The organism is Streptomyces sp. WG7, assembly GCF_049975785.1.
Lineage (GTDB): Bacteria > Actinomycetota > Actinomycetes > Streptomycetales > Streptomycetaceae > Streptomyces.
The window spans coordinates 13,009-31,883 of record NZ_JBNGGE010000039.1; the positions used below are offsets into that span (position 1 = coordinate 13,009).

The window sequence follows — 18,875 nt, forward strand, 5'->3', positions numbered from 1 at the left end:
GTGGGGCTGGGTGGGTGCGGGGTGCCCGCTCGCCGTTGTGGTGCGTGCCATAGGGCGGGTGCGGCATGCGCCGCGGCTGCTCGCGCCCGTACGGCACACACCGCCGACACCGCCCCGTGCCCGTACGGCACGCCGCCCCGTGCCCGTACGGCGAACCGCCGACACCGCCCCGTGCCCGTACGGCACGCCGCCGACGCCGCCCCGTGCCCGTACGGCGAACCGCACACACGGTCCCGCGCCCCTTCCGCCGGCACCGACCCGCGTCCCCCTCGTCGGCACCGCCCCGCGTCCCTCGCGGGTGCGTCATCCCTGGCCCATGTGGTCGAGGCGGCGGAGGATCACGCCCTCCCTGAGCGCCCACGGGCAGATCTCCAGGCTTTCCACGCGGAAGAGGTCCATCGCGGCCTCGGCCACCAGCGCGCCGGCCAGGAGCTGGCCCGCGCGGCCCTCGGACACGCCCGGGAGCTCGGCCCGCTCGGCGCTCGTCATGGCGGCCAGGCGCGGCACCCAGGCCTCCAGGGAGGCCCGCTTCAGCTCGCGCTGGACGTAGAGGCCCTCGGCGGAGCGGGCGGCGCCGGTGATGCGGGCCAGCTGCCGGAAGGTCTTGGAGGTGGCGACCACGTGGTCGGGGGCTCCGAAGCGGCTGAAGTCGCCGACCGTGCGGGCGATCTCCGTACGGACGTGGCGGCGCAGCGCCCTGACGTCGTCCGGGTGGGGCGGGTCGCCGGGCAGCCGGGCGGCGGTCAGCCGGCCCGCGCCGAGCGGCAGCGACACGGCGGTGTCGGGTTCCTCGTCGAGGCCGTAGGCGATCTCCAGGGAGCCGCCGCCGATGTCGAGGACCAGCAGCTTGCCGGCGGACCAGCCGAACCAGCGGCGGACGGCGAGGAAGGTGAGCCGGGCCTCCTCGGCGCCGCTGAGCACCGACAGCTCGACGCCGGTCTCGGCCCGTACGCGCGCGAGGACGTCGTCGGCGTTGCTCGCCTCGCGCACGGCGGAGGTGGCGAACGGCAGGAGGTCCTCGACGCCCTTGTCCTCGGCGGCCTGGAGCGCGTCCCGGACGACCGCGATCAGGCGGTCGACGCCGTCGGGGCCGATCGCGCCGTCCTCGTCGAGGAGCTGGGCGAGGCGCAGTTCCGCCTTGTGCGAGTGGGCGGGCAGCGGGCATGCGCCCGGGTGCGCGTCCACCACCAGCAGATGCACCGTGTTCGAACCCACGTCGAGGACACCGAGTCTCATGTACCGAACGCTACTGCCAGCGGACCGGGCGGCGGTGCCGTCATCCGGCGCGGGCGTCTTACCCTGGAGCCGTGCCAAAGACGAAAAAGGCGAAGGACGAAAAGTCGGCCAAGAAGGACAAGAAGAACAAGAAGGACGTGCTGATCGGGTTGTCGTCCCCTGCGCCGTCGGGGACCTCCGCGGGTTCGCCGTCGGAGGCCTCCGCGGGTTCGCCGTCGGGGACCTCCGGGGGTTCTACGGCGGGCGACGAGAAGGGCCTCGACTTCGCGCGCGCGTGGGTGGAGTTTCCGGATCCGGCCGACGACGAACAGGTCTTCCGGTGCGATCTGACCTGGCTGACCTCCCGCTGGAACTGCATCTTCGGCAGCGGCTGCCAGGGCATCCAGGCGGGCCGCGCGGACGACGGGTGCTGCTCGCTGGGCGCCCACTTCTCCGACGAGGACGACGAGAAGCGGGTCGCCGAGCACGTGGCGAGGCTCACGCCGGACGTCTGGCAGCACCACGCCGAGGGCACCGAGCACGGCTGGGTCTCCGAGGACGACGAGGGCTCCCGCCAGACCCGCCCCTTCCAGGGCTCGTGCATCTTCCAGAACCGGCCCGGGTTCGCCGGGGGTGCGGGCTGCTCGCTGCACATCCTGGCCCTGAAGGAGGGCCGGGAGCCGCTGGAGACCAAGCCCGACGTGTGCTGGCAGCTCCCGGTCCGGCGGACGTACGAGTGGATCGACCGGCCCGACGACACGCGTGTGCTGCAGGTCTCGATCGGTGAGTACGACCGGCGCGGCTGGGGTCCGGGCGGGCACGACCTGCACTGGTGGTGCACCTCGGCGACCTCGGCGCACGGCGCGGGCGACCCGGTGTACGTCTCCTACCGGCCGGAGCTGGTCGAGCTGATGGGCAAGGCGGGCTACGACCGGCTGGTCGAGCTGTGTGAGGAGCGGCTGGCCTCGCAGCTGCCGCTGCTGGCCCCGCATCCGGCGGATCCCGCCCGCTGAGGCCGGTGTCCGAGGCGTTCTACGGGCTGGTCGGGCTCGGGGTGCCGCTGTCGCTCGGCAGCGGTGGTGAGCCGCCGGTGCCGCCGGTGCCGCCGGTCGGGGGTGGTCCGGTGGGCGTCGGGTCCGGGGCGGGCGACGTGGGTGACGGGTCGTCGGTGGGTGTCGGGTCGACGGGTGCCGAGGTGGACGGGCCCGGGTCGGGGTCAGGTCCCGGGCCGGACGGGGGCGGCGAGTCGTCGGGGGTGCCGGGGCGCGGGCCCGGGTGCGGCGGGCTGGGCGCGGTGCCGTAGCCCTCGATGGAGACGACGGCGCCGGTGGGCGAGACGGCCACCCGTGCGCTCCAGTGGCCGGACGGTTCGCGCAGATGATCGACGTACACCCTGATGGTCAGCGTCTCGCCGGGCCGCAGGATGCCCGACGACCGGCTCAGGTACAGCCAGGAGGCGCTGGTGGACGCGGCCCAGCGCACCGGTGCGCCGCCGGTCGCGGTGAGGGTGATCAGCGTGGTGTCGCCGTCGTGGCCGGCCGTCACCGCCAGGTGGCCGGCGTCCTTCTCGCCGCCTCCGGCGCCGGCGACGCTGACGACCTCGACGGAGACGTCGGCCTTGCCGTTCTTGCCGAAGCGGGGGCCGGGGGTGGTCCGCGTGTTGCCGGTGTTCTCGTAGCCGTGGGTGCCGTCCGCGGACTCTCCGTCCAGGCCGTCGGGGCTCTGCCCCTCGCTGGCGGTGGCCGAGCGGCCGTCGTCGCCCTCGACGACCGGGGTGCCGCGGTAGGCCGCCCACAGGGCGAGCACGGGCGCGGCGACGACGGTGGCGACGACGGTCGTGGTGACGGCACGCGCGCGGAGGCGCTCCCGTCGGGCCGCCCGGTCCTTGGGGTCCATCGGGAAGCCACGCCGGTCGAAGCGGGGGGTCGCACCCCGCGCGCGCGGGGGATGCGCCATGGCGACGTGCAACGCCGCGCGGGGCGCCTCCAGGACGGGCAGCTCGGCGGGCGTCACGCTCGTGCCGGGCCAGTGGCCGGGGACCGCGCGCTCGGCGGTACGGCGGCAGCGCGGGCAGTCGTCGACGTGCCGGACCAGCTCGCGACGCAGGGCGGCGCTCAGCACGTACCGGTTGTCACCGGCCAGGCGGGCGACGCCCGGGCAGGTGCCGGTCTCGACGACGGCGAGGGCCGCGCGGGTGCGCTCGACCTCGCAGGCGGCGGAGGCGAGCAGCTCCCGGGCGGCGGCCGGGCCCAGGCCGAGGACGGCGGCGACCTCGTGGGCGGTGAGGTGGTGGCGCACGGCGAGTTCGAGGGCCTCGCGCTGCTCCGGGGTGGTGCCGGCGGCCTCCGGCCAGGCGAGGAGGGCGAGTTCACGGCGGTGCCGCTGCCGCTCATCGCCGTGTGCGTCGTATGCGCTGTGCGCGTCGTGCGCGTCGTGCGCGTCGTGCGCGTCGTGCGCGTCGTGCGCGGCATACGGTGCGGTGCGGTGCCGGCCGGTGTCGGAGCGGACCGCCGCGTGACTGCCAGGACGTTTCTGCTTGGTCTCGGCCAGCCTGCGCAGGCAGGCCCAGCGGGCCAGCGCGTACAGCCAGGCCCTGCGGTCTCCGGCGGCCCCGGGACCGCGGTGGCCGCGGCGCTCGGCGAGCGCGAGCACGTCGCCCAGGGCGTCGGTCGCGGCGGCATGGTCGCAGAGCACGGACAGGCAGTACGTGAACAGGCCGTCCAGATGAGCGTCGTAACGCGCGGGCGGCCGCTGCGCCAGCGTGCGCGCCGCGGCGCGGTCACGCGCTTCCCGGTGCGTCCGGTGTGCACCGGTCGTGCGGGTCGTCGTCTCCGGACTGCTCCTCATCACTCGGCGACCGTAGGGGGCTATGGGTGGCGCGAAGTGGCGCGTTGGGCACTTTTAACCCGTACGGGTGAAACGATCCCTCATAAGGGGACAGGAGGCTGGTGTTCCGCGACTGCTGAGGGGTGGCTGGCGGCCCGTTCGGGGTCGATGTGGTCGATGTGGTGGGCGTGCTGAATGTGGTGAGCGTGGTGGGCGTGGTGGGCGTGGTGGGCGTGGTGGAGGTGGCCGGTCGGGGATGAGAGTGGAGTGAAGGCCTCTCCCTCCGCCCATGCGGTGGGCGGTCCGGCCCGGGCGGAACGGGTGACGGCGGCGGGCAGGGCGGCGGGCGGGTTTCGTGGGGCTCTGCTCTCGTGGCAGGTGTTGTCAGTGGTGGCGGTTACGGTTCGTGCATGGCTGCCCGTGCGAAGACCACCAAGGACCGGCCGTCCTACCGCTGCACCGAGTGCGGCTGGCAGACGGCCAAGTGGCTCGGCCGCTGCCCCGAATGCCAGGCCTGGGGCACGGTCGAGGAGTACGGCGCGCCCGCGGTCCGTACGACGACGCCGGGGCGCGTCACCACCTCCGCGCTGCCCATCGGCCAGGTCGACGGCCGGCAGGCCACCGCCCGCTCCACCGGCGTGCCCGAGCTGGACCGGGTGCTCGGCGGCGGCCTGGTGCCCGGCGCCGTGGTGCTCGTCGCGGGCGAGCCCGGCGTCGGCAAGTCCACACTGCTGCTGGACGTGGCGGCCAAGGCGGCGAGCGACGAGCACAGGACCCTCTATGTCACGGGTGAGGAGTCGGCGAGCCAGGTGCGGCTGCGCGCCGACCGCATCAAGGCCATCGACGACCATCTCTACCTCGCCGCCGAGACCGACCTCGCGGCGGTCCTCGGCCACCTGGACGCGGTCAAGCCGTCCCTGCTGATCCTCGACTCCGTGCAGACCGTGGCCTCCCCCGAGATCGACGGCGCCCCCGGTGGCATGGCGCAGGTGCGGGAGGTGGCGGGCGCCCTGATCCGCGCCTCCAAGGACCGCGGCATGTCCACGCTCCTCGTGGGCCACGTCACCAAGGACGGCGCCATCGCCGGCCCCCGCCTGCTCGAACACCTCGTGGACGTCGTCCTGCACTTCGAGGGCGACCGTCACGCCCGCCTGCGGCTGGTGCGCGGCGTCAAGAACCGCTACGGCACCACCGACGAGGTCGGCTGCTTCGAGCTGCACGACGAGGGCATCACCGGCCTGACCGACCCCAGCGGCCTGTTCCTCACCCGCCGCGCGGAGCCCGTGCCCGGCACCTGCCTGACCGTCACCCTGGAGGGCCGCCGCCCGCTGGTGGCCGAGGTGCAGGCGCTCACGGTCGACTCCCAGATCCCGTCCCCCCGGCGCACGACCTCCGGACTGGAGACGTCCCGCGTGTCCATGATGCTGGCCGTCCTGGAGCAGCGCGGCCGCATCAGCGCCCTGGGCAAAAGGGACATCTACTCCGCGACGGTCGGCGGTGTGAAGCTCTCCGAGCCGGCCGCCGACCTGGCCGTCGCGCTCGCCCTCGCCTCGGCCGCCAGTGACACCCCGCTGCCCAAGAACCTCGTCGCGATCGGCGAGGTCGGCCTCGCCGGAGAGGTGAGACGGGTCACGGGCGTGCAGCGCAGGCTCTCCGAGGCGCACCGCCTGGGCTTCACGCACGCCCTGGTACCGACCGATCCCGGCAGGGTCCCTGACGGCATGAAGGTCCTGGAAGTCGCGGACATAGGGGACGCCCTGCGGGTGCTTCCGCGCTCCCGTCGGCGAGAGGCCCCACGGGAGGAGGAGGACCGCCGGTAGACTTTGCCCTGGTCTCGCCCGTCCGTACGACCACGTGTGCGACAGGGGAGCACCTGAAGAACCTGCGACCGGAGGAGTGCAGTGGCAGCCAACGACCGGGCAGCAGCCCCCGGAAGGTCCGGTGGGAGTGCCGGTACCGATGGCCTGATGCGCGCCTCGCTGAGCGCGGTGGCGCCCGGCACACTGCTGCGGGACGGCCTGGAGCGGGTCCTGCGCGGCAACACCGGCGGCCTGATGGTGCTGGGCTCCGACAAGACCGTCGAGTCGATGTGCACGGGCGGTTTCGTGCTGGACGTCGAGTTCACCGCGACCCGGCTGCGCGAGCTGTGCAAGCTCGACGGCGGCATCGTGCTGTCCTCGGACCTGTCCAAGATCCTGCGGGCGGGCGTGCAGCTGCTTCCGGACCCGACGATCCCCACGGAGGAGACGGGCACCCGCCACCGCACGGCGGACCGGGTCAGCAAGCAGGTCGGCTACCCCGTCGTCTCCGTCTCCCAGTCCATGCGGCTCATCGCCCTCTACGTCGACGGCCAGCGCCGCGTCCTGGAGGACTCCGCGGCGATCCTGTCCCGCGCCAACCAGGCCCTGGCGACCCTGGAGCGCTACAAGCTCCGCCTCGACGAGGTCGCGGGCACGCTGTCGGCGCTGGAGATCGAGGACCTGGTCACCGTCCGGGACGTGTCGGCGGTCGCCCAGCGTCTCGAGATGGTGCGCCTCATCGCGACCGAGATCGCCGAGTACGTGGTGGAGCTGGGCACGGACGGGCGGCTGCTGGCGCTCCAGCTGGACGAGTTGATCGCCGGCGTGGAACCCGAGCGCGAGCTGGTCGTGCGGGACTACGTGCCCGAGCCGACCGCCAAGCGGTCCCGCACGGTCGACGAGGCGCTCGCCGAGCTGGACAAGCTCAGCCACGCCGAACTGCTCGAACTGTCCACAGTCGCCCGTGCGTTGGGCTACACCGGCTCTCCCGAGGCCTTGGACTCCGCCGTGTCGCCGCGCGGCTTCCGGCTGCTGGCGAAGGTCCCGCGGCTGCCGGGCGCGATCATCGACCGGCTGGTGGAGCACTTCGGCGGCCTGCAGAAGCTGCTCGCCGCCAGCGTCGACGACCTCCAGACCGTGGACGGCGTCGGCGAGGCACGGGCGCGCAGCGTAAGGGAAGGCCTGTCGCGGCTGGCGGAGTCGTCGATCCTGGAGCGGTACGTCTGAGCCGTGTGCCTGGGCGGTACCTCTGAGCCGTGTGCCCGGACGGTACGTGTGGGCCATACGCCTGGGTCGTACGTCTGGGCCTATGTCCGGGCCGTATGTCCGGGCCTTACGTCTGGGCGTCGGCGTGGCCGGAGCCGCGCCGACGTCGGGCTGTGGTCAGTCGTTCTTCAGCACGAACGACGTCCGCACCTTCTCGAACCCGGCCGCCTGGGCCTCCACCAGGTACGTCCCCGCCTTGGCCGACCCCGCCGGAGGCGTCCCGCACTCGGGGGCGCTCGGCTTGCGGTCCCACTTCGCGGTGTAGGTGATTCCGCTGCCGGCGGCCACCCGGTACTGCAGGCTGCCCGTGCCCTTGACGCAGTCGTCGGAGGACCAGTAGGCGTCGTCGCCGCTGGCCGGCGTGATCGTCAACACCGCGTGCTTCGGGCCGAGATCGACCTTGCAGTCGCTTCCGGAGGTGTTCCGTGCGGTCAGTTCGAAGGTGGGTGTCTGGCCGGGGGCGTAGTTGTTGCGGACGCTGCGCAGGCTCAACTTGACCGCTCCCGGGGTGCAGTTGGGCAGGCCCGACCCACCCGGCAGGACGTCACCCGCGCCGACGCCGGTCGCCGTACCGTCCCCGGAACCGCCACCGCCGGCACTGCCCGACCCGTCGGACCCTGCGCCGCCACCGGACTCACTGCCACCGGAACCGGAACCGGAACCGGATCCAGACCCGGAACCGTCGCCGCTCCCGGACCCCGCACCCGACCCGCTGGAGTCCCCGCTCCCCGACTCGTCGCGCCCGCCCGGCGCCTGACTGATCGCCGGCCCGGAACCCGAGGGCCCCGGAGTGATCGAAGGCGCCGGGTTCTTGCCGTTGGCGCTGTCCTCCCGGTCCTTGCCGCCGCCCCCGCCGCCGGCGACCACGACCCACGTGATCAGCAGGGCCAACAGGGCGAACACGGACAGCAGTACGGCCCTCCGTCGCCAGTAGATGGTGGAGGGAAGCGGACCGACCGGATTGCGCAGAGATCCCACGGCGCAAACTGTACGAGAGATCGGTGCGTTCCCTTGTCCCACCCGCCGTTCAGACCCGCAACTTTTACGGATCATCATTCCGGAGACCGCCTCGGACCCCCTGCCGATCGACAGGTTCCCCACCTGTCGATCGCAGGGTGTGACCGAATTGCGGTTCCCCTTACGGTCCGTGAGTATGACCTTCAAGGACGACGAGCTCTACCGCGACATCACCGGCTTCGCCCAGGACACCCCAACGTGGGTTCAGCACACGGCGGAAGTGTGGACGGAGGGCGGAATCCTGTTGTTCGGCGCGCTGTTCGTCATCGCCTGGTGGCGGTCGCGCCGCGGCGACCCCCACGCATTCGCGATCGCGGCCCTTGCACCCGTGGCCACGGCTGTGGCGTACGTGTGCAGTGAGCTGCTCAAGTCCGGCTTCACGCAAGAGCGTCCGTGCCGGGCGGTCGCCGCGGCGGTGCCGTCCCTGGCGGAGTGCCCGCCGACCGGCGACTGGTCCTTCCCGAGCAACCACGCGACGATAGCGGGAGCTTCCGCCGTCGCCCTGGCCCTGGTCCGGCGGGCGGTCATCTGGCTGACGGCGCCGCTCGCCCTGCTGATGGCCTTCTCCCGGGTCTTCGTCGGCGTCCACTACCCACACGACGTCGCCGCCGGACTGCTGCTCGGTGCCGTCGTCGCCGCCGCGGCCGTACGCCTCGGTATACGCCCGGCGACGCGGCTGGCCGAGGCGATGCGTGCGTCGTCGGCGCCGGCGGTGCGGTGGCTGACCGGTCCGGGGCCGGCCGCTGTTCCACCCGCCGCCGCGTACGCCGCCACCTCGCACCGGCGCCGCTGAGACGCGTCAGACGTCCGTCTCGACCAGCCCCGCCTCGTACGCCACGATCGCCGCCTGCACCCGGTTGCGGACCTCCAGCCGCTCCAGGACCGCGCTCACGTACGCCTTCACCGTGCCCTCGACGAGGTGCAACCGGGCGGCGATCTCCGGGTTGGACAGGCCGGCGCCGACGAGGCCGAGGACCTCGCGTTCGCGGGGACTGAGCCGCGCCACACGCGCGCGAGCGTGTTCCTCGCGGGCGAGCCGGCCGCCGCCACCACCCCTGCCGAGGTCCTCGATGACGTACCGGGCGACCTTCGGGGACAGGAAGGCGGCGCCCTCGGCCACGGCCCGTACGCCCGCCATCAGTTCGTAGGGGTCCCCGGACTTGAGCAGGAATCCGGTGGCGCCCCCGGCCAGGGCGCGGGCCACGTAGGACTGTTCGGAGAAGGTGGTCAGCATGGCGACTGCCGTGCCGGGGACGGCTCGTACGATCTCCTGCGCGGCGGCGAGCCCGTCCAGGCGGGGCATGCGGATGTCCAGCAGGGCCACGTCGGGGCGGTGGGCGAGGGCCAGTTCGACCGCCGCGCGGCCGTCGCCCGCCTCGGCGACGACCTCGCTGTCGCCGCCGCTCGCCAGGATGGCGCGCACCCCGGCCCGCACCATCGCCTCGTCGTCGGCCAGCAGTACCCGGATCACCGTACGGACTCCTCCTGTTGCTGTGTTGCTTCTGTTGCTTGCGTTGCTTCTGCTGCTTTTGGTGCTTCGGCTGCTTCTGGTGCTTCTGGTGCTTTCGGTGCTTCTGCTACTCGTGCTGCTTCTGTTGCTCTTGCCGGTCGTGTCGCCCCCGTCCCTCGCCGGACAGGCCTACTCGGGGAACGACGTCCTTGGCGACCAGGCGTCCCTCGTCGTCGAAGCAGAGGCGGAAGTGATCGACGGAGACCAGGAGTTCACCACTCGCCCGGTAGTAGAGGCAGTCGGTGTCGTCCGGAGACGCGGGGGCACGGTCGACGGGAGGGTCGTGGACCGCGCGGTCCGGCAGTACGGGGGCGACCTCGTCGTACGACGTGCCCGGGCGCAGCTCCGCGTAGGCGGCGGGGCTGAGCACCGAGTGCGTCTCGGTGTACGCGTACCAGCCGAAGGCCGCGCCGACCAGCAGGACGCCCGCACCGGCGGCGGCGCCCAGGCCCAGGGCGACGCGGCGGCGGGCGTGGGCGAAGGGTGCCGAGGGCACGGACCGGGTGGTGGGCGCGGGAGCGGGGGCCTGCTGCTCGGGGAGGTACGCGCGGACGCGGAACCCCGCCCCGTGCGGGCCGGCCCGGAAGTCGCCGCCGACCGAGGCGACGGCGGCGCGCAGTCCGAGCAGGCCCGAGCCGCCCGACGAAGGGGGGCCGGGCTCGGCGGCCCGTCCGTTGGTGACGGTGACGGTCGTACCGCGGTTCTGCCCGGTGACCGCTACGACGACGGGGGCGCCGGGCGCGTGCCGTGCCGCGTTGGTCAGCGCCTCGCGCACCACCCGGTGCAGCAGGCGTTCGACGATGCCGCCGGGCTCCAGGGCCGGGCCGGCGGTGTCCCGCGGTGCCCAGCGGACGGGGAGCCCCGACTCGGCGGCCCGGGCGACGAGTTCCTCGACGCTCTCGCCCGCCGGGGTCAGCGGGGCGGGCTCGTCGTTGACGGACACATCGCGCAGTACGCCGATGATGCGGTGCAGGTGGTCGGTGGCGTCGGCGGCGGCGGCGCGCAGGTCCGCCGCGGCGGCACGGTGGTCGGCGGCGAGTCCGGGGGCGACCTGGAGGGCCGCGGCGCGCAGGGCGAGCAGGCTCAGCTCGTGCCCGAGGGAGTCGTGCATGTCCTGGGCGATCCGGGCCCGTTCACGCAGCCTGGCCCGTTCCTCGGCGTGCCGCTGCTCGTCCTCCAGCCGGGCCGCCCTGAGCCAGCCGGCCTCGGCGAGCGCCCGGCTCTGCCGCCAGTAGCGTCCACCGAGCCAGGGGAAGACGCAGCCGAAGAGCAGGGTGCCCGTCAGTACCAGCCACTCGGGTGCCGGATCGACTCCGACCAGCGCGATCCGCACCGTACCGACGACGCCGGCACCGACGAAGCCGGCCACCGCCGGGCGCGCCCGCTCCGCGCGCAGGCCGAGCAGCAGGGCGAAGACGCCGAGGGCGGGGCCGTAGGAGACGCTGAACAGGGCAGGGGCGGCGGTCAGGCCGAGGCCCGCCGTCAACACGAACGCGACGAGCGGCCACCGCCGGGAGAGGGCGGCGGCCACGGCGAGCACGCCCAGGCCGGCCAGCTGCTGCCAGAGGGGACGCGGCTCGTTCATCCCGAGCCGGTCCGCGGTGACGGCGGGGAGCGCGAGGGCCGCCCAGAGGAGGGCACCTCTGCCGAGGAGGGCGAGGCGGGCGGGGCGGGCGGGGCGGGCGGGGGCGCGGCCAGGACCCCTACCGCCCCCAGACGCCCTGACGCCACCAGACGCCCTGACGCCCCCAGACGCCTTGACGCCCCCAGACACCTCAGCTCCTCCAGACGCCTTGGCTGCACCGGACGCCTTGGTTCCACCAGGTCGGACACCGCTGTCAGAACCCGTACCGCCACCAGGTCCGACACCACCGATCCCGGCGTCGTCGGCCGGACGGATACCTTCCATGGGGCGACGCTACAAGCGGCGGGCGGGGCGGCGCCCCTGCCGATCGTCAGGTGTCATGGCCGCCACCGGGTGGCGGTGCGCCCGTGCGGTGGTCCTCCCGTGGCAGGATCGGAGGGTCATGACTGCGCCCACGAAGCCCCCGAACAACGGCTCCTCCGACCCCGCCGCGACCCCGGCCCCGGCCACCGTCCCCGGCACCCCGGCCCCCGCCCCCGTCGCCGTCTCCGCGACCGGTGCCCGTGCCGGTACCGGTACCGCGACCGGTGCCCGTGCCCAGGTGTCCGCCGCGGATGGCGAGCGGGCCGCGTCCGGTGTGTCGCTGCACGCACCCGTCATCGACTGGTTCGACGAGCACGCCCGCGATCTGCCGTGGCGGCGCCCCGAAGCCGGCGCATGGGGTGTGATGGTCAGTGAGTTCATGCTCCAGCAGACGCCGGTGAACCGCGTCCTGCCCGTCTACGAGCAGTGGCTGGCCCGCTGGCCGCGCCCCGCCGACCTCGCCGCGGAAGCGCCCGGCGAGGCGGTCCGCGCCTGGGGCCGGCTCGGTTACCCGCGCCGCGCCCTGCGCCTGCACGGCGCCGCCGCGGCCATAACGGAACGGCACGGCGGCGACGTACCGGCGGACCACGCCCAGCTGCTGGCGCTGCCCGGCATCGGCGAGTACACGGCCGCCGCGGTCGCGTCCTTCGCCTACGGCCAGCGGCACGCCGTACTGGACACCAACGTCCGCCGGGTGTTCGCCCGGGCGGTCACCGGTGCGCAGTACCCGCCGAACGCCACCACCGCCGCCGAGCGGAAACTGGCGCGTGCGCTGTTGCCGGACGACGAGGCGAGCGCCGCCCGCTGGGCGGCCGCCTCCATGGAGCTGGGCGCACTCGTCTGCACGGCGAAGAACGAGGCGTGTCACCGCTGTCCGATCGCGGACCGGTGCGCCTGGCGGCTGGCCGGCAAACCCGCGCACGACGGGCCGCCGCGGCGCGGCCAGACGTACGCGGGTACCGACCGGCAGGTGCGCGGCCGACTGCTCGCGGTGCTGCGGGAGGCGCCCGGGCCGGTGCGGCAGGCGGCCCTCGACCAGGTGTGGCACGAACCGGTCCAGCGCGCCCGCGCCCTGGACGGCCTCGTCGCCGACGGACTGGTGGAGCCGCTGGCGGACGGGATGTACCGGCTGCCGCTGAGCTGACGTACAACCGCGACGCAGAGGTGGCGTACAGCCGCGGCACTGAGCTGACGTACAGCCGCGACGCTGAGCTGACGTACAGCCGCGGCACAGTGGTGGAGCAATGCCGCGGCGCCTTCCGTGACGGCGGCGCCGCAGGGCGAATCACCCTTTACCGCCATCAAGCAGCCCACTGCTCCACCCCGTCCCGATTTCCGTTACACAACCGACGGACAGCCGAGGGTTTGCCGAAGGCTGCTTCGCACAGCGCCGTGACAACGCTTCCCTACCTTCGTTCCTGTGCCCCCGGGCACAGGAACGACTACGGACCACAGGCAGTGGGCCGGCGGGTGACCAGACCGCCGGAAAACGGGGATCGGAAGGCGGTTGACCATGACGCAGGGCAAGGTGCTCGGGTTCGAGGAGTACGTCCGCACCCGGCAGGACGCGCTGCTGCGCAGCGCCCGTCGTCTGGTCCCGGACCCCGTAGACGCCCAGGACCTGCTGCAGACCGCGCTGGCGCGGACGTACCGCCGCTGGGAGACCATCGAGGACAAGCGGCTGGCGGACGCCTACCTGCGCCGGGTGATGATCAACACGCGGACCGAGTGGTGGCGGGCGCGGAAGCTGGAGGAGGTGCCGACCGAGCAGCTCCCGGAGGCCTGCGTGGACGACTCCACCGAGCAGCACGCGGACCGCGCCCTGCTGATGGACGTCATGAAGGTGCTCGCCCCGAAGCAGCGCAGCGTCGTGGTGCTGCGACACTGGGAGCAGATGTCAACGGAGGAGACGGCCGCCGCCCTCGGTATGTCGGCCGGGACCGTCAAGAGCACGCTGCACCGGGCGCTCGCCCGGCTCCGCGAGGAGCTGGTCGCCCGCGATCTGGACGCACGGGCGCTGGAGCGTGAGGAGCGGGAGCGTTGCGCGGCCTGACCATCGGCCGGCCCCCCGGGGAGGCCCGCAGGAGCGTACAGGCGGCGAGTACGGCGGTGGCCGTGTTCGTCGCCCTCGGCGTTTCCCTCTCCGGCTGCGGGGCCGGCGGCACCGGCGCCCGCGACGAGGGCCCGGCCCACGCGGACGCGGTGGGCGGGGCCGCCGCCGTCTCGTCCTCCTCGCCCACGGCCTCCCCTTCGAGGGGCCCCGACCGCGTGGACGCGGTGCGGCTCGTCAAGGACGACCCCGAGGTCTCCGCGGAGGTCAAGCGCGAGCTGAAGCCGTGCGTCGGCGATCAGTACGCCGTCGACGTGTCGTACGGGCAGCTGACCGGGGGCTCGGCGGAGGACGTCCTGGTCAACGTGCTGACGTGCGGTGACGCGGTGGGTGTGGGCACTTACGTGTACCGCGAGGAGGGCGACGCGTACCAGAATGTGTTCAAGGCCGAGGAGCCTCCGGTCTACGCGGAGATCGACCGCGGCGACCTGGTGGTGACCAAGCAGGTGTACGAGAAGGACGACCCGGTGTCCGGTCCGTCCAGCGACAACGTGATCACGTACCGCTGGGCGGCTGGCCGGTTCACCGAGGAGTACCGCACGCACAACGACTACAGCAACGCCGTGGGGGCCGCCCCGACCGAGGTCCCGGAACCGGAGCCGGACAGCTGACGCACACGGCGCGTGAACCGATCGGCCCGCTCGAACCGATGGCCGAGTGAACGCGGTGCGCGATCCCGGCGTCTGCCCGAGTGACCTCACGTGACGCACGTGCCCGCACACGCTTCCGGCGACCGCATCCAGCGGGGCCGGCCCGCCCCGACCCGACCCGACCATCACATCGAGGACTGAGAGCACCGGGATGGCAGACCAGACCCACGTCCTGTTCGTCGAGGACGACGACGTCATCCGCGAGGCCACCCAGCTCGCCCTGGAGCGGGACGGCTTCGCGGTCACCGCGATGCCCGACGGGCTGTCCGGCCTGGAGGCGTTCCGGGCCGACCGCCCCGACATCGCGCTCCTCGACGTCATGGTCCCCGGCCTCGACGGGGTCAGCCTGTGCCGGCGGATCCGGGACGAGTCCACCGTGCCGGTGATCATGCTGTCGGCGCGCGCGGACTCCATCGACGTCGTACTGGGCCTGGAGGCCGGCGCGGACGACTACGTCACCAAGCCGTTCGACGGAGCCGTGCTGGTCGCCCGGATCCGCGCGGTACTGCGCCGCTTCGGCCACGCCGGCGGGGGCGACCGGGCGGAGGCGGGAGGCGCCGCGGACACCGGGGGCGTGCTCACCTTCGGCGAGCTGGAGGTCGACACGGACGGCATGGAGGTGCGCCGGGCCGGGCGGCCGGTGGCGCTCACCCCGACCGAGATGCGGCTCCTGCTGGAGTTCTCCTCCGCGCCGGGCACGGTGCTCTCGCGCGACAAGCTCCTGGAACGCGTGTGGGACTACGGCTGGGGCGGTGACACCCGCGTCGTCGACGTCCATGTGCAGCGGCTGCGCACCAAGATCGGCCAGGACCGTATCGAGACGGTCCGTGGCTTCGGCTACAAGTTGAAGGCCTGAGCGGGGACACAGGGATATGCGGGGGTTCTTCCGACGCCGGACCGCCTCGCCGCCGGGGTGCCCGGGCATCCACAGGGGCGCCCCGGGGGCGAACACGCACACGGTGCCGAGCACGCGCACGGGGCAGAGCACGCCCGCGGGGGCGAGTACGGCTGCGGGGCCGAACAGGCGCACGGGGCAGAGCACGCCTGCAGGGCTGAGCACGCCCGCGAGGCCGAGCATCCGCACGGGGCTGCGCGTCCGCACGGGGCCGAGGACTCGTAGCGGGCTGGGGACTCGCAGCGGGGTGAGTATCCGCAGCGGGCTGCGCTGGAAGCTCAGCGCGGCCATCGCGCTGGTCGGCGCGCTGGTGGCGGTCGCGCTGAGCCTGGTCGTGCACAACGCGGCCCGGGTGTCGATGCTGGACAACGCCCGCGACCTCGCGGACGAACGCGTCCTGATCGCCCAGCGCAACTACGAGCTGTCCGGACGGCTGAACTTCCCCAACGCCCGGATCGACGACCCGGCGCTGCCGTCGGAACTGCGCCGCAAGGTCGAGAACGGGCGGCGCGCGACGTACGTTTCCGACCGGCCGAGCGGCGTCACGGACATCTGGGCGGCCGTACCGCTCAAGGACGGGCACGTGATGTCCCTGCACACCGGGTTCACCGACCGCAGCGCGGACATCCTCCAGGACCTCGACCAGGCCCTGGTCATCGGCTCCATCGCCGTCGTCCTCGGCGGCAGCGCGCTCGGCGTGCTCATCGGCGGTCAGCTGTCGCGCCGGCTGCGCAAGGCCGCCACCGCCGCGAACCAGGTCGCCAACGGCGAGCCGGACGTCCGCGTGCGGGACGCCATCGGCGGTGTCGTCCGGGACGAGACCGACGACCTCGCCAGTGCCGTGGACGCGATGGCGGACGCGTTGCAGCAGCGGCTGGAGGCCGAGCGCCGGGTCACCGCGGACATCGCGCACGAACTGCGCACCCCGGTCACCGGGCTGCTGACGGCCGCCGAGCTGCTGCCGCCGGGCCGGCCGACCGAGCTGGTGCTGGACCGGGCGAAGGCGATGCGCACGCTCGTCGAGGACGTCCTGGAGGTGGCCCGGCTCGACGGCGCCTCGGAGCGGGCCGAACTGCAGGACATCATGCTGGGCGACTTCGTGACCCGGCGGGTGGCGGCCAAGGACCCGGACGTCACCGTCCACGTGGTGCACGAGTCGGAGGTCACCACCGACCCCCGCCGCCTGGAGCGCGTGCTGTTCAACCTGCTCGCCAACGCCGCCCGGCACGGCCGGCCCCCCGTCGAGGTCAGCGTCGAGGGCCGGGTGATCCGGGTCCGCGACCACGGACCGGGCTTCCCCGAGAACCTCCTCGCCGAGGGTCCGAGCCGTTTCCGCACCGGCAGTACGGACCGGGCGGGCCGCGGACACGGGCTCGGCCTGACCATCGCGGCCGGCCAGGCCCGGGTGCTGGGCGCCCGGCTCACCTTCCGCAACGTGCGGCCGGCGGGGGCTCCGGAACACGTACCGGCCGAGGGCGCGGTCGCCGTGCTGTGGCTGCCGGAGCACGCGCCGACGAACACCGGGAGCTACCCGATGCTGCCGGACCGGTCTTCTCAGGGCGTATCGGACCGGTCGTCCCAGGGCGTATCGGAGCGGTCTTCGCAGGGCGTGCCGGACCGGCCGTCCCGGAACGCCCCGCCCCGGGGCTCGTCCTAGCGGGCGGGGTCCCGGCCCGTGCCGAGGCCGCCCCCTCGTGCGGCCGGGTGAAGCAGAGCCGGTCGCCTGTCCCACCTGTCTCGCCCGTACGGCGGTACGACGAAGGGTCTCCGGGCGGGCGCAAGGCGCGACCACCCGGAGACCAGCGGAGACACCGGAGACACCAGAGACACCGGAGACCAGCGGAGACACCGGAGACCACCCGGAAACAAACCTCCGGCAAGCGGCGGAGCGTCTCGCCATCAGACGGAGCCGTCAGGCGGAGCCATCAGACGGAGCCGTCAGACGGACTCGGCAACCGGCGGCTTCGCCGTGCCCCCGGCGCCGCCGTCCCCGTCGGCCGGCCCCTCCGCCGCCTTCGGTCCCGCCCCCTTCAGCGGCACCTCCTTCACGAAGACCGCGGCGACCAGCGCGATCACCGCCACCGCGGCGCCGAGCAGGAACGCGCCGTGCGTACCGGAGGACACCGCGTCCTGGTACGCCACGCGCGCCGCCTCCGGCAGCTCGGCCAGGCTCGCCGCGTCCAGCTGCGCCGACTGCTCCGTCACCTTGGAGCCGAGCGCGCCCGCCTTCTCGGCCATGACGTCCTGGACGCGGTGGTTGAACAGGGCACCCATGATCGCGACGCCGAAGGAGGAGCCGAGGGTACGGAAGAGGGTGGTGGAGGACGACGCGACGCCCATGTCCTTCATCTCCACGCTGTTCTGCGCCACCAGCATGGTGATCTGCATCAGGCAGCCCATTCCGAGACCGACGACGGCCATGTAGACCCCGGAGGTGAGGCGGCTGGTGTCGGTGTCCATCAGGGAGAGCAGGTACAGCCCCACCGTCATCAGTGCGCCGCCGGCCACCGGGAAGATCTTGTAGCGGCCGGTGTTGGTGGTGACCCGGCCCGCGACCATCGACGTGACCAGCATCGCGCCCAGCATGGGCAGGAGCAGCAGCCCGGAGTTGGTGGCGGACGCGCCCTGCACCGCCTGCTGGTACAGCGGGAGGAAGAGGGTGGCGCCGAACATCACGAAGCCGACGATGAAACCGATGACGGACATCAGCGTGAAGTTGCGGCTGCGGAAGATGTGCAGCGGCATGATCGGCTCGGCGGCCCGGGTCTGCCAGAACGCGAACCCGACCAGCGCGGCGACGCCGATGCCGATCAGCTCCATGATCCGCGCGGAGGTCCAGGCGTACTCGGTGCCGCCCCAGGTGGTGACGAGCACGATGGCGGTGATGCCGATGGTCAGCAGCGCGGCGCCCAGGTAGTCGATCCGCGCCTGGCTGCGCTTCTTCGGCAGGTGCAGTACGGCGCTGACGGCGACCAGCGCGACCGCGCCGAGCGGCAGGTTGATGTAGAAGGACCAGCGCCAGCCCCAGTGGTCGGTGATGGTGCCGCCGACCAGCGGTCCGCCGATCATCGCCAGCGCCATGACGCCGGCCATCATGCCCTGGTACTTGCCGCGTTCCCGGGGCGGTATGAGGTCGCCGATGATGGCCATGACGCCGACCATCAGACCGCCGGCGCCGAGGCCCTGGACGGCGCGGAATCCGATGAGCTGGCCCATGTCCTGGGCCATGCCGCTGAGCGCGGAGCCGATCAGGAAGATCACGATCGAGGTCATGAAGGCGCCCTTGCGCCCGTACATGTCGCCGAGCTTGCCCCACAGCGGGGTGGAGGCCGCGGTCGCGAGGGTGTAGGCGGTGACCACCCAGGAGAGGTGTTCCAGGCCGCCGAGCTCGCCCACGATCGTCGGCATCGCCGTGCCGATGATCATGTTGTCGAGCATCGCGAGCATCATCGCGATCATGAGCGCGAGCAGGACCACCCGCACGCTCCTCGGCTGTTTGCCGCCGTCGGTGACGCCGGCTCCTGCCTCCGCTGCGTCCGCCATCGCTCCCACTCCCCCAGCTGCCGCTGTACATCCGCTTACTTACTTACTTGCCGACCGGCAAGTTGACTACAGTCGGGAAGGTAGACGCGCAACTAG

At 73.2% G+C, this 18,875-nt stretch carries 15 protein-coding genes; 9 read left to right on the forward strand and 6 right to left on the reverse strand.

Features of this window, described 5'->3' with window-relative positions:
* Window positions 1-303: 303 nt before the first annotated feature.
* A complete protein-coding gene (locus ACP4J0_RS29390) occupies window positions 304-1,236 on the reverse strand; it encodes a Ppx/GppA family phosphatase (protein WP_426601754.1) in 933 nt (310 codons plus the stop codon).
* Between the two features lie 278 nt (window positions 1,237-1,514).
* Between ACP4J0_RS29390 and ACP4J0_RS29395 the strand changes: the two genes are divergently transcribed.
* Complete coding sequence (locus ACP4J0_RS29395; protein ID WP_426601803.1) at window positions 1,515-2,228, forward strand: hypothetical protein; 714 nt, start codon at window positions 1,515-1,517, stop codon at window positions 2,226-2,228.
* A 19-nt stretch (window positions 2,229-2,247) separates the two neighbouring features.
* Here ACP4J0_RS29395 and ACP4J0_RS29400 read toward each other — a convergent pair whose 3' ends face one another.
* Window positions 2,248-4,065 carry a BACON domain-containing protein gene (locus ACP4J0_RS29400; protein WP_426601755.1) on the reverse strand — a complete coding sequence of 606 codons (1,818 nt, stop codon included), beginning with the start codon at window positions 4,063-4,065 and terminating at the stop codon, window positions 2,248-2,250.
* 386 nt (window positions 4,066-4,451) lie between these two features.
* On the opposite strand from ACP4J0_RS29400, the gene radA reads away from it, so the two are divergent.
* Window positions 4,452-5,861, forward strand: a complete 1,410-nt coding sequence (gene radA / locus ACP4J0_RS29405) for a DNA repair protein RadA (protein ID WP_426524148.1) — start codon at window positions 4,452-4,454, stop codon at window positions 5,859-5,861.
* A gap of 81 nt (window positions 5,862-5,942) precedes the next feature.
* Window positions 5,943-7,067, forward strand: a complete 1,125-nt coding sequence (gene disA, locus ACP4J0_RS29410) for a DNA integrity scanning diadenylate cyclase DisA (RefSeq protein WP_426601756.1) — start codon at window positions 5,943-5,945, stop codon at window positions 7,065-7,067.
* A 156-nt stretch (window positions 7,068-7,223) separates the two neighbouring features.
* Here disA and ACP4J0_RS29415 read toward each other — a convergent pair whose 3' ends face one another.
* Window positions 7,224-8,084: a hypothetical protein gene (locus ACP4J0_RS29415; RefSeq protein WP_426601757.1), complete on the reverse strand. Its 861-nt coding sequence runs from the start codon at window positions 8,082-8,084 to the stop codon at window positions 7,224-7,226.
* A 175-nt stretch (window positions 8,085-8,259) separates the two neighbouring features.
* Here ACP4J0_RS29415 and ACP4J0_RS29420 point away from each other — a divergent pair, with 175 nt between their 5' ends.
* Window positions 8,260-8,916 carry a phosphatase PAP2 family protein gene (locus ACP4J0_RS29420; protein ID WP_426601758.1) on the forward strand — a complete coding sequence of 219 codons (657 nt, stop codon included), beginning with the start codon at window positions 8,260-8,262 and terminating at the stop codon, window positions 8,914-8,916.
* 6 nt (window positions 8,917-8,922) lie between these two features.
* On the opposite strand, the gene ACP4J0_RS29425 is transcribed toward ACP4J0_RS29420, so the two are convergent.
* Both ACP4J0_RS29425 and ACP4J0_RS29430 read right to left on the reverse strand, forming a co-directional pair.
* Window positions 8,923-9,594 carry a response regulator transcription factor gene (locus tag ACP4J0_RS29425; RefSeq protein ID WP_426601759.1) on the reverse strand — a complete coding sequence of 224 codons (672 nt, stop codon included), beginning with the start codon at window positions 9,592-9,594 and terminating at the stop codon, window positions 8,923-8,925.
* 106 nt (window positions 9,595-9,700) lie between these two features.
* A complete protein-coding gene (locus ACP4J0_RS29430) occupies window positions 9,701-11,218 on the reverse strand; it encodes a histidine kinase (RefSeq protein ID WP_426601760.1) in 1,518 nt (505 codons plus the stop codon).
* A gap of 442 nt (window positions 11,219-11,660) precedes the next feature.
* Here ACP4J0_RS29430 and ACP4J0_RS29435 point away from each other — a divergent pair, with 442 nt between their 5' ends.
* The 5 genes from ACP4J0_RS29435 to cseC all read left to right on the forward strand — a co-directional run bounded on the left by ACP4J0_RS29435 (window position 11,661) and on the right by cseC (window position 16,893).
* A complete protein-coding gene (locus tag ACP4J0_RS29435) occupies window positions 11,661-12,725 on the forward strand; it encodes an A/G-specific adenine glycosylase (RefSeq protein WP_426601761.1) in 1,065 nt (354 codons plus the stop codon).
* Window positions 12,726-13,094: 369 nt separating this feature from the next.
* Window positions 13,095-13,634, forward strand: coding sequence for a SigE family RNA polymerase sigma factor (locus ACP4J0_RS29440; protein ID WP_426601762.1), 540 nt, complete (start codon window positions 13,095-13,097; stop codon window positions 13,632-13,634).
* A complete protein-coding gene (locus ACP4J0_RS29445) occupies window positions 13,622-14,302 on the forward strand; it encodes a hypothetical protein (RefSeq protein ID WP_426601763.1) in 681 nt (226 codons plus the stop codon). The genes ACP4J0_RS29440 and ACP4J0_RS29445 overlap by 13 nt, the downstream gene beginning before the upstream one ends.
* Before the next feature lie 190 nt (window positions 14,303-14,492).
* Entirely contained in the window at window positions 14,493-15,197 is a 705-nt protein-coding gene (gene cseB, locus ACP4J0_RS29450) for a two-component system response regulator CseB (RefSeq protein WP_426601764.1), read from the forward strand.
* A gap of 16 nt (window positions 15,198-15,213) precedes the next feature.
* Window positions 15,214-16,893 (forward strand): two-component system sensor histidine kinase CseC, encoded by a 1,680-nt coding sequence (gene cseC / locus ACP4J0_RS29455; RefSeq protein ID WP_426601765.1) that lies wholly within the window; start codon window positions 15,214-15,216, stop codon window positions 16,891-16,893.
* Between the two features lie 281 nt (window positions 16,894-17,174).
* Here the strand turns inward: cseC and ACP4J0_RS29460 are convergent, their stop codons facing one another.
* Entirely contained in the window at window positions 17,175-18,779 is a 1,605-nt protein-coding gene (locus ACP4J0_RS29460) for an MDR family MFS transporter (protein WP_426601766.1), read from the reverse strand.
* Window positions 18,780-18,875: the final 96 nt, after the last annotated feature.